The sequence below is a fragment of the Amycolatopsis sp. NPDC004772 genome (assembly GCF_053601215.1).
Genome location: NZ_JBSGBK010000081.1, coordinates 1 through 15,041, shown reverse-complemented (window position 1 = coordinate 15,041; position 15,041 = coordinate 1). Strand labels below are relative to the sequence as shown.

Sequence of the window (15,041 nt, the reverse complement as noted above, 5' to 3'; positions counted from 1 at the left end):
TCTCATTACGTGATACCGTTCGCAAAACACGAGAATGATGGGGGCGGATGATGAGCACGGACCCGGCAGTGGTCGCCCGGACGGTCGTCGACCTGACGGCAGCGGGACGGTTCGCGGAGGTCGAGCAGCGGTTCGCGCCGCGGCTGCGGGCGGCGGCGTCGGCCGGGACGCTGCGGGTCGGCTGGGAGACCGAGCTCGCCAAAACCGGGCCGGTCCGGGCGGTCGACACCCCGCTGAGCGAGCCGCCCGCGGAGGGGCTGGTCCGGGTCAGCGTCCCGGTGACCTGCGAGCGCGGCGGCCTCACGGTGGTGATGTCGGTCGACGACGCCGGCCTGCTGCACGGCCTGCGGCTCGCGCCACCGACCGGCCTGTCCTGGACGCCTCCGGCCAACGCCGAGGCGGGCCGGTTCACCGAGCACGAGGTCACCGTCGGCACCGGCCCGCTCGCGGTGCCGGGCACGCTCACCGTGCCCCGGGGGCGTGGCCCGTGGCCGGGAGTGGTGCTGCTCGGTTCGGGGCCCGCCGACCGCGACCTGACGACCGGGCCCAACAAGCCGTTCAAGGACCTGGCGTGGGGGCTGGCCTCCCGCGGCGTCGCGGTGGCCCGGTTCGACAAGGTGACCCACGTCCACCCGGAGACCGGTTCGGCACCCGGCTTCACGATGGCCGACGAGTACGTGCCCCACGCGCTCGCCGCCGTCCGCCTGCTGCAGGCGCAGGAAGCGGTGGACCCGGCGCGGGTGTTCGTCCTGGGACTCAGCGGGGGCGGCAAGGCGACGCCCCGGGTCGCGGCCGCCGAGCCGTCGATCGCCGGCCTGATCAGCCTGGCCGGCGACACCCTGCCGCTGCCGCGGGCGGCCGTCCGGGTCGCCCGCTACCTGGCCGAAGTGGCGCCGGGCCCGGCCACCGCGGCAGCCGCCGAGTCGGTCGTGCGGCAGGCGGCGCTCGTCGAAAGCCCCGAGCTGTCACCCTCGACGCCGGCCGCGGACCTGCTGTTCGGCTGGCCGGCCTCGTACTGGCTGGACCTGCGCGGCTACGACCCGGTCGCGACCGCTGCCGCCCTCGACAGGCCGATGCTGATCCTGCAGGGCGGCCGCGACTACCAGGTGACCGCGACCGGCGACCTCGTGCGCTGGCAGGAGGGCCTGGCCCACCGGCCGGACGTCACGATCCGCGTCCACGAGGCCGCCGACCACCTGTTCTTCCGCGGCGAAGGACCGTCCACCCCGGCCGGTTACGAGGCGCCGCAGCACGTCGACCCGGCCGTGGTCGCCGACATCGCGGCCTGGGTTTCGGCGCGCTAGCGGACGACCACGTCCACCCGGACCAGGTGGTGGTCGGAAGCGTCGTTCAGCCGGGACAGCGGGTCGGACGGGACCGGCCAGAACACCTCGGCGCACCCGGGCACCAGGCCCTTCGACGGCAGCACGTAGTCGGTCCGCAGGTTGCCCGGCGCGACGTCGTTGAAGTCGCCGGTGTCGAAGAACGGGTTGCTCTTCTGGCCGTCGTTCGCGCCGCCCTGGGCCTGCGCCGCGAGCACCGCGCCCCGGCTGCCCGGGTGGGTCTCGATGACGCGGCGCGCGTGCAGCAGCTGGTCGATGGCGCCGGGGACGCTGTCGCCGTCGAGGGGGTCGGAGTTGTTGTCGCCCGCGATCACGAACCTCTCCGATGCGCCCAGGCCGCCGCGGTGGCCGCGGTCGTCGTAGAGGTAGCCGCCCTGGCCCGGGGTCACGTAATCGGCCCAGAAGCGGATCTCGTCGTGGTTACGGGTGCCGTTGCGGTCCTCCGGGCCGTCGAAGCTCGGCGGTGTCGGGTGCGAGACCAGGAAGTGCACGGTCGAACGGCCGATCTTCAGCGGCAGGTCCCAATGCGACTTCGACGACAGGCGCAGCACGTTCAGCTCCGCGGCGTCGTACCAGTCGTGCGGCGCGGGCGTGGCCGGGTCGTCCGGCAGCAGCGCGCCCGGCATGTCCTTCCACCGGAACTTCTGGAACGTCCGGACGTGCGCAAGGTCGATCGGGTACTTCGAGAGCACCAGCAGCCCGTACTGGCCCTCGAAGGTGCCGAAGCCCTGGGCGTCGTTGCCGCCGCCGACCGTGCCGCTGCGATCGAGGTCGAAGCCGGTGGGCACGCCCGTGTTGACCGGCGCGGTGTAGGCGTACGGGTAGTCGATGGGCCGCGCGCCGTGCTGGCCGATCGCCAGGTAGTTCTTCCGGAACAGGTCGGCGGCCGCGTTGCCGGGGACGTAGTCGAACTCGTTGATCAGCTGGACGTCCGCGCGGTTGCGCTGGATCACCTCGGCGACCTCCTGCGCCTGGGCGTTGCCCGGCGTCGAAAGGTCGGTGACGAGCTGCCCGGCAGCAGCGCGATTCAGCGAAGCGTTGAAGGTGGCGAAGCGAACGTCGGTCCCGAAGCTCGCAGAAGCGGTGGCGGGGACGAAGAGCGCTACGAGCGCGGCGGCGGCCAGCCCGGCGGCGATGCGTTTCACGGCGGTCACCCTATGCCGGAAATCAGCCGTCCGGGTGAGCAGCAGGTGAACGGGCGACGTGACCCAGCCCTCTTGAACACGTTCAAAAGCAGCGCTACCGTCTCTCTTGAACACGTTCAAAAAGGAGAAAGCCATGGACCCGATAGTCCTCGCCTACGCGCTCTACCTGCTGATCAGCATCCCGCTGACGGTGCTCGTCGCCCGGACGCTGAGCAAGCACGGCCGCACCTTCCTCACCGAGGTCTTCGCCGACAGCCCCGGCCTGGCGAACGCCGTGAACCAGCTGCTGGTGGTCGGCTTCTACCTGGTCAGCCTCGGCTTCGTGACGCTCTTCCTGACCAGCAACAGCTTCGTGGTCAGCGCCCGCGACGTGTTCGAGATGCTGTCGGTCAAGATCGGCACGGTCGCGCTCGTCCTCGGCGTCATGCACCTGTTCAACGTCCTGGTGTTCAACGGCATCCGGCGCCGCCACCTGGCCCCGAAGCCCGCGCCGGCGCCGGTACCGCTCCCCTACCCCGGCGTGCCGCAGGTCCCGCCCTTCCCGGCCCCCTGACGGCGGCGGCGCTAACGTGCAGCGCGTGGCCAAGAGCGAGGAAACGCGGTCCCTGATCGTCACGACCGCGATGCGGCTGTTCACCGAGAACGGCTACGACCGCACGACGATGCGCGCGATCGCCGCCGAAGCGGGGGTTTCCGTCGGGAACGCCTACTACTACTTCTCGTCGAAGGAACAGCTGATCCAGGGCTTCTACGACGAAATGGCCGCGCAGCACCTGACGGCGGCCCGGGCGCTGCTGACCGGCCGCCCCGGCTTCGCCGACCGGCTGAAGGCCGTGCTGCTGTGCTGGCTCGACATCGCCGAGCCCTACCACCGCTTCGGCACGCAGTTCTTCGTCAACGCGGCCGACCCGGAGTCGCCGCTGAGCCCGTTCAGCGACGACTCCTCGGCCGCCCGGGAAGCGTCGATCGGCCTGATGCGCGAGGTCGTCGACGGCTCCGACGTCAAGCTCGACCCGGAGCTGCGGGACCAGCTGCCGGAGCTGCTCTGGCTGTTCCAGATGGGCGTGGTGCTGTTCTGGGTCCACGACCGCTCGGCCGGAACGAAACGCAGCCGGCTGCTGGTCGAGCGCAGCGTCCCGCTGCTGGCCCGGCTGGCCGCGCTCTCCCGGCTGCGGGTGTTCCGCCCGGTCAGCCGGGAGATCGTCGACCTCATCCACGACCTCGCCAAGCGGGATTGACCGCCCGGAAGTACAGGAACCGCGGCCTGGTCCGCAGGTTCGCCGCCCATTGCGGATCGGCGGCCTCGGCCTCCGGGACCGGCATCGGCTCGACCAGGCGGTCCACCGCGAAGCCCGCGTCGCGGACCGCCTGGAACGTCCAGCTCAGCGGGCGCCGGTGGAAGTGCACGACGTTGCCGGGCGGGAACTCGTCCTCCAGCAGCTCCAGCTCGAAGTAGTTCTCCCTGCCGAACCACCGCCAGTCCTCGCCCGGGTGGTGCACCGAGAACACGAGCGCGCCCCCGGGCTCGAGGACCCGGCGGAACTCGGCCAGCGCCGGCCCCCAGTCCGCCAGGTAGTGCAGCACGAGCGATGCGGTGATGACGTCGATCGAGGCGTCCGGCAGCGGGAGCGACCGGGTGATGTCCGCGACCTCGAACCGGGCGGTGTTCCCGAACTTCCGGCGCGCGACGGCGATCATGCCCGCGCTGGAGTCGATGCCGACGACGTCGGCACCGCGCTCGGCCAGGAGCGCGCTGAGGTGCCCGGCCGCGCAGCCGACGTCCAGCACGCGCCGCCCGGCGACGTCCCCGGCGAGGTCGAGGATCGCCGGCCGGTCGTAGAAGGCGTTGGTGACGGACTTCTCCGCGTGCTCGGCGTAGGCCTCGCTGTGGCCGTCGTACTGCGCGGCCCGCGCGCGGCCGAGGATCTCCTCGACCACCTCCGTCTTGGCGTCGGCGTAGTTCTGGATGTACTTCCACGTCTTCGCCGCGAGTTCGCGCTTCTTCGCCGCGTACAGCTCCAGCTCCTCCGGGTGCGCGCGCAGGCGGTCGCGGAAGAGGCGGTAGCGCGGCGTCTGGCCGTTGCCCGGCGAGTAGACGTGCAGGTTGACGTTCGTGTCCGGGCCCTTGAACATCCGGTGCTTCTCCCAGTCGGGCTCCCGGATCGTCAGCCGGTACCCGGCCGCCTCCAGGTCCGGGACGTAGGTGTCTTCGTCGTCGGAGTCCGGCACCTCCAGGAGGATGTCGACGATCGGTTTGGCGCACAGGCCGGGCACCGACGTCGAGCCGACGTGCTCCAGCACCAGCACCCGCTCCCCCAGCACGCCCCGGATCCGCTCGGCTTCACGCTCGAACAGCCGTGGCCATTCCGGGTCGTAGTCGGCGAGGGTGACGGTCGAGTTCAGCTTCGGCGCTTCGCCGACCCACGCGCTCTGGACCTCTTCGTCGCTCAATGCTTCTTGGCCGGTCATTCCGGTTGACCCCCTTCGACAAGGCAGTCCGCCAGATTATCGGCGTGCGCAACCGGTTTTCTCAGTCGATCGGCAGCGGCAGCGGGTTCCCGGTCGCTTCGCGCAGCGCGTCCCGCATCGCCGCCCGCGGGGCCGGGCGGCCGGTGAAGTGCTCGGCCTGGCCGAACGCCTGGTGCAGCAGCATGTCCAACCCGGTCGCGAGCCGTCCCCCGCGCGCCGCGACGGCTTCGGCGAGCGGTGTCGGCCACGGGTGGTAGATGACGTCGAGGACGTGCTCGACCGCGGCGAGTTCGGCGACGTGCGCGGCGACCGCGTCCGGCGGGACGGTGTTCACCAGCACCGCCGCGGACCCGAGCGCCGCGAAGTCCGTGTCGGCCCAGCGCAGGACGTCGACGTCGAGCGCGGCCCGCTTCGCCGCGTCGAGGGTTTCGCCGGCCCGGGCCGGTTCGCGCACGACCAGCCGCACCTGCCGGACGCCGAGGGCGGCGAGCCCGACCACGGCCGCCGCCGCCGTCCCGCCCGCGCCGAGCACGACCGCGGTGTCCGCGGGCGACGGCCGGTAGCCGCCGGCCGCGCGCAGGGCGCCGGTGACGCCCTCGACGTCGGTGCAGTCCGCGAGCCAGCCCGTCGCGGTGCGGACCAGCGTGTTGGCCGCGCCGACGGCGGCCGCCCGCGGCGTCACCTCGTCCGCGTGGTCCAGCGCCGCGCGCTTGCCCGGCATGGTGACCGAGAACCCGGCCCACTCCGGGCCGAGGCCCTCGACCAGGCCCGGGAGTTCTTCGGCGCTGGTCTCGATGCGCTCGTAGGTCCAGCCGGTCAGGCCGAGCGCGGCGAACGCGGCGCCGTGCAGCACCGGGGACAGCGAGTGCGCCACCGGCTTCCCGAGCACGGCGGCCTTGCGGGGCTCAGATGACACCGCGTTCCCTGGCCAGGTCCCGGTTGCGGTTGTGCTCGTCGTTGGTGACCGCGAAGCAGGACAGGCCGTTCTTCTCGCACTTGACGAAGTACACCCAGTCCCCGGCCGGCGGTTTCACCGCGGCCTGGATCGCCTCCGGGCTCGCCACCGCGATGGGCGTCGGCGGCAGCCCGGCGTTCTTGTAGGTGTTGTACGCCCCGGACTTCACCCGGTCGCCTTCGTTGGTCAGCAGCGTCGGCCGGTCGAGCACGTAGTTGACCGTGGAGTCCATCTGCAGCCGCATGTTGATCTTCAGCCGGTTGTAGATGACCCGCGAGAGCTTGCCGAAGTCGGCCTTCACGGCCTCGCGTTCGATGATCGAGGCGATGATCAGCGTCTGGTACGGTGTCACGCCCGGGCCGGTTGACTGCGGGCTCAGCTGGGCGTTTTGGATCGCCTCGGCCGAGCTGTGCACCAGCTGCGTGAGGATCTCCTGCGCGCTGGACCCGGGCTTGACGTCGTAGACGCCGGGCGCGATCAGGCCCTCCAGCCTGCGGTCCTTGCGGTCGGCCTTGTTGGCCGGCTCGATCGCCCAGTCCGGCACGCCGAGCTGCTTGAGGTCCGCGGCGTCGACGGCCTTGCGCAGGTCGTCCGCCGAGACGCAGGTGCTCTTGCCGTTGAGCTGCGCGCAGGACGCCTTCGCCATCAGGCTGTACACGCCGGGCGTGACCTTGCCGTCGGGCTGGGTGATGTCGTCGAACTGCGTGTACGGCCGGATCTCCAGCTGGCCGACGCGGGAAGCGGCGTCGGTGATCCGGTCGACCGCGCTGGCCCCGGACATGTGCGACTTCATCACGTAGAAGCCGTGCTGGAGGCGGGCGAGCTTCGGGTTGCCCTCGCCCGCCTTGACGAACGCCTTGGTGCTGGCGACGACCCCCGCCGTGGTGAGCTTCGCGCCGATCGCCGACGTCGTGTCGCCGTCGTCGACCTGGAACACCACATCGTCGGTGCCCGCGCCGTCGAAGTCGTCGTAGCCGAAGAACCGGTTGAAGCCGTACCAGGCACCGCCCGCGAGCAGGGCGATCACCGCGATCGCGGCGACCCACCCGAGGGCGCGCTTGCCCTTCTTCTTGCGCGGCTTCTCCGGCTCTTCGTCGTAGTCGTCGTAATCGTCGTCGTATTCTTCGTAGTCCTCGTAGTCCTCGTAGTCGTCGTAGCCGTCTTCCGCGAGCTCCTCCTGCGGCGGCTCGGCGGGGGCCTGCGCCGGGATCACCTCGGTGACCGGCTCTTCACGCCCGGGCGCGACCGGCGGACGGCGGCGCGGCTCGGCGCCGGGTTCGGGCATGCCTGCGGAGCGGTCACCCGGCTGGGCGGGCGGCCGGACGGGCTCGGCGGCCGCGCCGCGACGCCCCGGGGAGCGTTCGGCCGCATCGGGGTCGGTACGGCGACGGCGCGAAGGTGCCGGTTCGATGCGCTCGGGCACGGCACGCCGCCGGCCATCGGCCTCGTCGGGCTCGGGTGCGCCACGCCGCCGGGCGGCTCTGGCCTCGGCATCGTCCGGGTCGGGTCCGCCACGCCGCCGGGCGGCTCTGCCATCGGCATCGTCCGGGTCGGGTGCGCCACGCCGCCGGGCGGCTCTCGCATCGGCATCGTCCGGAACCCCGCGTCGCCGGGGCGCTCCGGCCTCGTCCGGAGTCCCGCGCCGCTGAGGCGACCGGCTCTCGAAGTCGTCGAAATCCGGGGCGCCACGCCACTGAGGCGCGCTGCTTTCGGGGTCGTCGAGATCCGCAGCGCCGCGCCACTGGGGCGCGCTGCTCTCGGCGTCGTCGAAGTCCGGAGCCCCGCGCCGCCGGGACGTTCCGGCCTCGTCCGGAGCCGGAGCCCCGCGCCGCTGGGGTGGCCGGCTCTCGAAGTCGTCGAAATCCGGCGCGCCACGCCGTCGGGGCGCCCTGCCCCCAGTGTCGTCCGGAGCGCCGCGCCGCTGAGGCGGGCGGCTCTCGAAGTCGTCCGGGTCCGGGGCGCCGCGACGCCGGCGGGAGGACCGGCCGGCGCCTTCGTCGGGGTCCGGTGCGATCCGGCGCGGAGCCGGCCTGCCGTCGAGGTCGTCCGGGTCCGGCGCGGCGCGGCGCCGGGGCGGCCTGCCCTCGACGTCGTCCGGGGCCGCGCGGCGGCGGCGCGGGGCCGGCTGGTCGATCTCGGAGCCCTCGTCGAGGCCGTGGCGGGCGCGCGCCGCCCTAGCCGGGGCCGCGCGGCGCTCCTGCGGGTCGAACTCCGCGTCGGCCGACGGCAGCGTGCCCGGCGGTTCCAGGCGGCGGCCGGGTTGCGGTGCGCCGCGGCGCGGGTCGTAGCCCGGCGGCTCTTCCCGGCGGGCCCGGCGGGAGGGCTGCGGCAGGTCGTACTCGCCACTGCGACGTGGCGGCAGCTCGTGCTGGCCGCTGGGGGTGCGGCGCGGTGCGGGCCGGGACGGCGGCGGGGTGGCCGCGTCCGGCTCGCGCAGTCGCCGGCGCCCGCGTGGGGGCTCAGGTGGCTGCTCGTTCATCGGTCTCCCTCCCGGGCGCGGTGCGCAGCGGCGGCGTCGATCCAGGCCTGCAGGATCTCGACGGCGGCGGCCTGGTCGACCACCGCGCGCTGCTTGCGGCCTTTGACCCCGCGCTGGGAGAGGATGCGGGATGCGGTGACCGTGGTCAGCCGCTCGTCGCCCAGCCGGACCGGCACGGGCGCTATCCGCCCGGCCAGGCGTTCAGAATACGCGATCGCCAGCTCGGCCGCCGGGCCCTGGCGGTTGGCGAGCGTTCTCGGCAGGCCCACGATCACCTCGACCACCTCGTGCTCGGTGACGAGGGCGGCGAGCTGGTCCAGATCACTGTCGTCGGTCGCATCGCGGGAGAGGGTAACCAATGGCGACGCCAGCATCGGGGCCGGATCGCTCAGCGCGACCCCGACCCGGACGGATCCGACATCCACGCCGAGCCGGCGGCCCCGGCCCGGATCGCCCACGCCGGGACGGTCCGGGCCGCGGTTTCCGCGGTTAACCAATGCCGGCAATCGCCGCGCGCAGGGCCGTGACCGCCTCTTGCGCGCCGGCCGGGTTCGTGCCACCGCCCTGGGCCATGTCGGGCTTGCCGCCGCCCCGGCCGCCGATCTTCTCGGCGAACGACGGCACCAGCTTGCCCGCGGCGATGCCCTTGTCCTGGGCCGCCTTGGTCGTCGCGACGACGAAGCTCAGCTTCTCCCCGGCCGGCGAGAACAGCGCCACCACACCGGGCCGCGTGCCGAGCCGGCCGCGGATGTCCGAGGCGAGCGCCCGCAGGCCGTTGCCGTCGACGTCCGGGACGACCTCGGCCACGACGGTCACGCCGCCGATCTCCTGCGCCTTGTCGACCAGCGCACCCGCCGAGCCCAGCACCTGCTGGGTCTTCAGCTGCGCGATCTCCTTCTCGGCGTTCTTCAGCCGGGTCAGGACGTCGTCGATGCGGCCGGGCAGCTGGTCCGACGGCACCTTGAAGGTGTTCGCGAGCTGCGAGACCAGCAGCTGCTCCTTGCGGACGTACTTCAGCGCGTCGCCGCCGACGAGCGCCTCGACGCGGTGCACGCCCGAGCCGATGGAGGCGTCGGAGACCAGCTTGACCAGCCCGAGCTGGCCGATCCGGTCGACGTGCGTGCCACCGCAGAGCTCGCGGGAGTACTCGCCCATGTCGACCACGCGGACGTCGTTGCCGTACTTCTCGCCGAACAGCGCGACCGCGCCCAGCTCGAGGGCCTTGTCCTTGGTCGTGGTGTAGCTCTGCACCTCGACGTTCGTCTGGAGGTAGTCGTTGACCTCCTCCTCGACCTCGGTCAGCACGTCCGCCGACACCGAACCCGGCGTGGTGAAGTCGAACCGCATGCGGCCCGGCGAGTTCAGCGAACCCGCCTGCGCCGCGCGCTTGCCGTACGCGCCGCGGACGGCCGCGTGCACCAGGTGCGTCGCCGAGTGCGAACGCTCGATCGAGAGCCGGCGGTGCGCGTCGACCGAGCCGGTGAGCTTGGTGTCCAGCCCGACCTCGCCGTCGACGACCTCGACGCGGTGCACGAACAGGCCCGGCACGATCTTCTGGACGTCCAGGACCTTCAACTCGACGCCGTCACCCAGCAGCACGCCGGTGTCGGCGACCTGGCCACCGCTTTCGGCGTAGAACGGCGTCCGGTCGAGGACCAGCTCCGCCTTCTTGCCCGCCGAGACGCTGCGGACCGGCTGCCCGTCTTCGAGCAGCGCGACGACCTTGGCCTCGGCCTGCAGGTCGGTGTAGCCGAGGAACTCGGTCTCGCCGTGCTGCTCCAGGACCTTCCGGTACTCCGAGAGGTCGCCGTGGCCGGTCTTGCGGGCCGCCGCGTCCGCCTTCGCGCGCTTGCGCTGCTCGTCCATGAGCGTGCGGAAGCCCTCTTCGTCGACGGTCAGGCCCTGCTCGGCCGCCATTTCGAGGGTGAGGTCGATCGGGAAGCCGTAGGTGTCGTGCAGCTGGAACGCCTTGTCGCCCGCGAGCACGTCGCCGCCGCCGCGCTTGGTCTCCTCGGCCGCGAGGTCGAAGATGCGCGAACCGCTGGTCAGGGTCGAGAGGAACGCCTCCTCCTCGATCCGGACGACCTCGTTGATGCGGTCGAAGCCGGAGACCAGCTCGGGGTAGGTCGGGCCCATGGTGTCGCGGACGACCGCCGCGAACGCCTGCAGCACCGGCTCGTGCACGCCGAGCAGGCGCGAGGAGCGGATGATGCGGCGCAGCAGGCGGCGCAGCACGTAGCCGCGGCCGTCGTTGCCCGGGGTGACGCCGTCGCCGATCAGCATGACGCCGGTGCGGGCGTGGTCGGCGATGACGCGGAAGCGGACGTCGTCGGCGTGGTTGCTGCCGTAGCGGCGGCCCGAGAACTCCTCCGCGCGGCCGATGACCGGGCGCACGAGGTCGGTCTCGTAGACGTTCTCGACGCCCTGCAGGATCGTCGCGACGCGCTCGACGCCCATGCCGGTGTCGATGTTCTTCTTCGGCAGCTCGCCGATCGGCGGGTGGCCGAGCTTGGGGCTCAGGTCGCCGCGGACGTCCTGCATGAAGACGAGGTTCCAGATCTCGATGTAGCGATCCTCGTCGGCGACCGGGCCGCCCTCGCGGCCGTACGCCGGGCCGCGGTCGTAGTAGATCTCCGAGCACGGGCCGCCGGGACCGGGCACGCCCATGTCCCAGTAGTTGTCCTTGCCGTCGCGGGCCTGGATGCGCTCGCCGGGCAGGCCGGTGAGCTTGCGCCACAGCCCGGCCGCTTCGGAGTCGTCGTTGTAGACGGTCGCCCAGATGCGGTCGGGTTCGAGGCCGAAGCCGCCTTCGCTCTGGGGCTTGGTGATCAGCTCCCAGGCCGCCTCGATGGCGCCTTCCTTGAAGTAGTCGCCGAAGGAGAAGTTGCCGGCCATCTGGAAGAACGTGTTGTGCCGGGTGGTCTTGCCGACCTCGTCGATGTCCGGCGTGCGCACGCACTTCTGCACGGAGGTCGCGCGCGGGTACGGCGGCGGCGCCTCACCGAGGAAGTACGGCTTGAACTGGACCATGCCGGCGTTGACGAACAGCAGGTTCGGGTCGTCGAGGATCAGCGGCGCGCTGGGCACGCGCGTGTGGCCGCGGCCTTCGAAATGGCGCAGGAAACGGTCGGTGATTTCGTGTGTGTCCACGGGTCAGTCCTTGTGGCTGTGGTTCGGAACGGGGTGGGCGGCGTGGCTGCGGCGAAGGGGTTCCGGGCAGGCCCGGATCAGCCCTCCGCCCGGCGAGCTCGCCGGACCGGGCGCCGGGCGGCGGCGTGCCGTCCCTCGGCGCGGGGCGCTGACACGCCCGTCCGCTCCTCGACCATGTCGTGCAGCTCCTGTTCCCGCTCGTTCATGCCCGCACGCACCTCGGCGCCGAACGAACCCACGGCGCCGGCCAGCTCGCGCACGGCGTCCCCCAGGTTCGATGCTAACCCGGCCGGGGTGGCCTGACGAGCGGTTTCGGCGGCCTTGCGGGACAGCGCGACGCCGGCGACCACGCCGACGCCGAGCCAGAACAGCCGCTTCATTTCCCGGCCTTCCTGGCGGCCTTGAGGGCGCTCTTCTTCTTGCGCGCCTTGATCGCCTTGGACAGGCCGTAGGACAGCGCCGCGGTCTTGACCAGCGGGCCGCCGAGGGTCGCGGTGAAGACGGAGGTGAGCGCGGAGACGTTGCCGGTGACCGCCTGCGCGTTCGCGGTGATCCCGTCGACCCGCTCGAGCTGGGTGTTGACGTGCGTGATCGTCTCGTTCGCGCCGATCAGCAGCGGATCGGTGTTGCTGTTGGTGCGCTCGATCGCCTCGGTGGCCGCGTCCAGCGTCTTGCCGAGCTTGATCAGCGGGATCGCCAGCAGGACGACCAGCACCACGAATGCTCCTGCGGCGATCAACGCGGCGATCTGCCCTGCCGACACGGGCCCTCCTCGGTTCAGGGGTCGGGATGCCGACTGAGGTTACCGCCTGGCCGGGTCCCCGACCGTGTCACCCCGCCGGGCCGGGAAAACGCCTCGCCACCGGCCGCGGCCGCCCGGTACACCTGGGTGATGGACCACGACAGCGGACCCGGCCGGCGGGTCCTCGCCGGGCCGGGCGGAACCGCGGCCGACCTGCTGGCCGGGCTGCCCGGCGCCGACCTGACCACGGTGCAGCTGGAGATCGCGCGCCGGCGTGCGGCCCGGCTGGCCGGGCCCGACGTGCTGCGCCGGCACCGGACCGATCGGTTCACGGGGCCGAGCCCGGCGCCGTTCGGCCGGCTGCGCCGGGTCGAAGACGCCGTGATCGGCACCGCCACCGGCTTCGACCTGGTCACCCTCTCGCCGCTCGTCCCGCTCGGCACCCATTCGGCGGTGGCCGGGGTGGCCCAGCACCGGGTGGTGCCGACCGGCCGCGGCACCGAGGTCGCCGCCGACCCCACGACCGGTCTGGCCTTGGAGGCGGCGGTCCGGCGTTCGTCGGAGGACGTCGTCCGCCTGGCCGCGGTGCAGCGCGTGGTGCGGGCCCAGCAGGTCCCGGCCGGGCTGTTCGCCCACTTCTCGCTGTTCGGCGCCGTGACGGCCGGCCGGGACACCGGCGACCTGGCCTTCGAGCGGCGGCACCTGGCCGAACACGCCGCGCTGCTGGCCGGGGCCTGCCGGGTGCTGGGCGCGTCCGCGGTCGAGCTGGGCGTGACCGTGCTCGACCCCCGGTTCGAGGGGCTGCTCGACGCGGTGCCGGACGTGCCGATCCGGCCGTTCCCGGAGCGGGAAGGCGGCCGAGGCGGCTACTACGAAGGCCTCTGCTTCAAGGTGTACGCGTCCTTCGGCGGCGAGCTCGCCGAAGTGGGTGACGGCGGCTTCACGCCGTGGACGCAGAAGCTGCTGGGCAACGCGAAGGAACGCCTCCTGACCAGCGCCCTGGGCGTGGATCGGCTGGCGACGCTCCTCTAACGCTCCTTCACCACCGCGCGGTACAGCGCCGCCATGTCGTCGTCGCCGTGCCCGGCCTCGACCGCTGCCTCCAGGTGGGTCAGGACCGCCTTCGCCCCCGCGAGGTCGACCTCGTCCCCGGCGGCTTCCACGACCAGGCGGGCGTCCTTCGCCGCCAGCCCGGCCGGGAACGATGCCGCGTACTCGCTCGTCAGCATCGCGCCGCCCTTCACGTGCGCGTAGCCGACGTCGAGGCCGCCGCCCTTGATCGTCTCCAGGAACAGCTGCGGGTCCAGGCCCAGCGCGCCGGCCAGGCCGAGGCTCTCCGCCGTCGCGTTGGTCAGCGCGAGCACCCACGCGTTCACCACCAGCTTCAGGCGGCTGCCGCGGCCGGCGGGGCCGAGCCACTGCGTCTTGATGGCGACCGCGTCGAACACCGGCGTCGCCTTGGGCCGGGCCTCCTCGGGCCCGGACGCCAGCACCTGCAGCTGGGCTTGTTCCGCCGGCTGCCGGGTGCCGAGCACCGGTGCGTCGACGAACACCACGCCCGCCTTCTCCGCCATCGCGGCGAGCCGGTCGGTCCAGTCGAGGCCGACGGTGCTCATCTGCAGCCACAACGTCCCCGAAGCCGGCGACGCGGCTTCGAACGCTTCGGCCACGGCGGGGCCATCGGCGAGCATCGTGACGAGGATGTCCGCGCCGTCGGCCGCGGCGGAGGCCGACTCGGCCACCGTGGCGACGTCGGAGAGGGGTTCGGCCTTCTCCCGGGTCCGGTTCCAGACGCGGACGTCGAGGCCCGCCTTGGCGATGTTGGCCGCCATCGGGGCGCCCATGATCCCGGTGCCGAGAAACGCGATTGTCATGCCGCTATCGTCCCGGAGGCGGGACGCGGCCGCGCGCTCAGTAGTCGCCGAGGAGGCAGAAGGGGTGGCCCGCCGGGTCGGCGTAGACGCGCCAGCCCCGGCCGCCGAGATCGGGGTCGAGCAGCCGGCCGCCGTGCGCGAGGACGGCGTGGTGCGACTCGCGGAAGTCGTCGACCTCGAAGTCCAGGTGGAACTGCTGCGGGAAGGACGGATCGGGCCAGCTCGGCGGCCGGTGGTCCGGCGCGCGCTGGAAGCCGAGGACCATCCCGTTCACGTGCAGGGTCGACCAGTCCTCGTCCACGCGCCACCGCGGATCGGGGAGATCCACATCGCCACCGAGCAGGGCCTGGTAGAAGCGGGCGAGCACCAGCGGCTCCGGACAGTCCAGGACGATGCACTGCAGCGTCGCGGGCACGGGCACGCCTCCTGCCGTCGTGGGGCCCTCCCCGGTCGGGGCCGCCTGGAGGGGAAGAGTTTACGAACCCCGATGATCTTGCCCCCCGCGGCCCACGATCGGGGGAACGACGGGGCTTGTTCGGCCTGCAAGACCGGAGGGCCGGCAGCGATCGGCGGCCGGGCGACCAGCACCGGAGGGCGGCGGCCGGCGAGCAGGCGGGCGGAAGCCCAGCATGGGCGACGGCGGGCAGGCGGGCGGGCGCCGGCCAAGCAGCGGGCGGAAGCCCAGCAAGGGCGACGGCGGGCGATGGGCGATGGGCGGCGGGCGGGCGGCGGTCTGCCAAGCAGTGGGCAGGCGGCGGCCAGACTGCGGCAGCAGGAGCGATGGCGGGCAGGCGGCGGCCGCAGCCGGCCGGCGCGGCCCCGCCCGCGCCGCCCCACCCACCCCCCGGGTCCGGGGCCGAAGCGTGGGGACCCGGCCCGCCCCG

14 protein-coding genes are annotated in these 15,041 nt (G+C 72.9%); 4 read left to right on the top strand and 10 right to left on the bottom strand.

The window, feature by feature from the left end; all coding sequences use genetic code 11:
• The first annotated feature begins 50 nt into the window (after window positions 1-50).
• Window positions 51-1,304 (top strand): hypothetical protein, encoded by a 1,254-nt coding sequence (locus ACWEF6_RS34050; RefSeq protein WP_449686694.1) that lies wholly within the window; start codon window positions 51-53, stop codon window positions 1,302-1,304.
• Here the strand turns inward: ACWEF6_RS34050 and ACWEF6_RS34045 are convergent.
• On the bottom strand, window positions 1,301-2,488 hold the full coding sequence (locus tag ACWEF6_RS34045; RefSeq protein ID WP_449686693.1) for an endonuclease/exonuclease/phosphatase family protein: 1,188 nt from the start codon (window positions 2,486-2,488) through the stop codon (window positions 1,301-1,303). The two genes, ACWEF6_RS34050 and ACWEF6_RS34045, sit on opposite strands and share 4 nt — an antisense overlap.
• A 133-nt stretch (window positions 2,489-2,621) precedes the next feature.
• On the opposite strand from ACWEF6_RS34045, the gene ACWEF6_RS34040 reads away from it, so the two are divergent.
• Window positions 2,622-3,041: a hypothetical protein gene (locus tag ACWEF6_RS34040; RefSeq protein ID WP_449686692.1), complete on the top strand. Its 420-nt coding sequence runs from the start codon at window positions 2,622-2,624 to the stop codon at window positions 3,039-3,041.
• A gap of 25 nt (window positions 3,042-3,066) precedes the next feature.
• Window positions 3,067-3,726 (top strand): TetR family transcriptional regulator, encoded by a 660-nt coding sequence (locus tag ACWEF6_RS34035; protein ID WP_449686691.1) that lies wholly within the window; start codon window positions 3,067-3,069, stop codon window positions 3,724-3,726.
• Here the strand turns inward: ACWEF6_RS34035 and ACWEF6_RS34030 are convergent.
• From ACWEF6_RS34030 to ACWEF6_RS34000, 7 genes are all read right to left on the bottom strand, one after another.
• On the bottom strand, window positions 3,698-4,957 hold the full coding sequence (locus ACWEF6_RS34030) for a GrpB family protein (protein WP_449686690.1): 1,260 nt from the start codon (window positions 4,955-4,957) through the stop codon (window positions 3,698-3,700). The genes ACWEF6_RS34035 and ACWEF6_RS34030 overlap by 29 nt on opposite strands.
• Before the next feature lie 61 nt (window positions 4,958-5,018).
• Window positions 5,019-5,846, bottom strand: a complete 828-nt coding sequence (locus tag ACWEF6_RS34025; RefSeq protein WP_449686711.1) for a shikimate dehydrogenase — start codon at window positions 5,844-5,846, stop codon at window positions 5,019-5,021.
• 16 nt (window positions 5,847-5,862) lie between these two features.
• Entirely contained in the window at window positions 5,863-8,391 is a 2,529-nt protein-coding gene (mltG, locus tag ACWEF6_RS34020) for an endolytic transglycosylase MltG (RefSeq protein WP_449686689.1), read from the bottom strand.
• Entirely contained in the window at window positions 8,388-8,849 is a 462-nt protein-coding gene (gene ruvX, locus ACWEF6_RS34015) for a Holliday junction resolvase RuvX (protein ID WP_103350558.1), read from the bottom strand. The genes mltG and ruvX overlap by 4 nt, the downstream gene beginning before the upstream one ends.
• A 31-nt stretch (window positions 8,850-8,880) precedes the next feature.
• The gene (gene alaS / locus ACWEF6_RS34010; RefSeq protein WP_449686688.1) at window positions 8,881-11,541 is read right to left on the bottom strand and encodes an alanine--tRNA ligase; all 2,661 of its coding nucleotides are present in this window, start codon (window positions 11,539-11,541) and stop codon (window positions 8,881-8,883) included.
• A gap of 77 nt (window positions 11,542-11,618) precedes the next feature.
• The gene (locus tag ACWEF6_RS34005) at window positions 11,619-11,921 is read right to left on the bottom strand and encodes a hypothetical protein (RefSeq protein ID WP_310974984.1); all 303 of its coding nucleotides are present in this window, start codon (window positions 11,919-11,921) and stop codon (window positions 11,619-11,621) included.
• Window positions 11,918-12,304, bottom strand: coding sequence for a DUF948 domain-containing protein (locus tag ACWEF6_RS34000; protein WP_086841104.1), 387 nt, complete (start codon window positions 12,302-12,304; stop codon window positions 11,918-11,920). The genes ACWEF6_RS34005 and ACWEF6_RS34000 overlap by 4 nt, the downstream gene beginning before the upstream one ends.
• A 129-nt stretch (window positions 12,305-12,433) precedes the next feature.
• Between ACWEF6_RS34000 and ACWEF6_RS33995 the strand changes: the two genes are divergently transcribed.
• A complete protein-coding gene (locus tag ACWEF6_RS33995; protein ID WP_449686687.1) occupies window positions 12,434-13,315 on the top strand; it encodes a hypothetical protein in 882 nt (293 codons plus the stop codon).
• On the opposite strand, the gene ACWEF6_RS33990 is transcribed toward ACWEF6_RS33995, so the two are convergent.
• A complete protein-coding gene (locus tag ACWEF6_RS33990) occupies window positions 13,312-14,157 on the bottom strand; it encodes an NAD(P)-dependent oxidoreductase (RefSeq protein WP_449686686.1) in 846 nt (281 codons plus the stop codon). The genes ACWEF6_RS33995 and ACWEF6_RS33990 overlap by 4 nt on opposite strands.
• A gap of 37 nt (window positions 14,158-14,194) precedes the next feature.
• Window positions 14,195-14,572, bottom strand: a complete 378-nt coding sequence (locus tag ACWEF6_RS33985) for a VOC family protein (RefSeq protein ID WP_449686685.1) — start codon at window positions 14,570-14,572, stop codon at window positions 14,195-14,197.
• Window positions 14,573-15,041 lie beyond the last annotated feature (469 nt).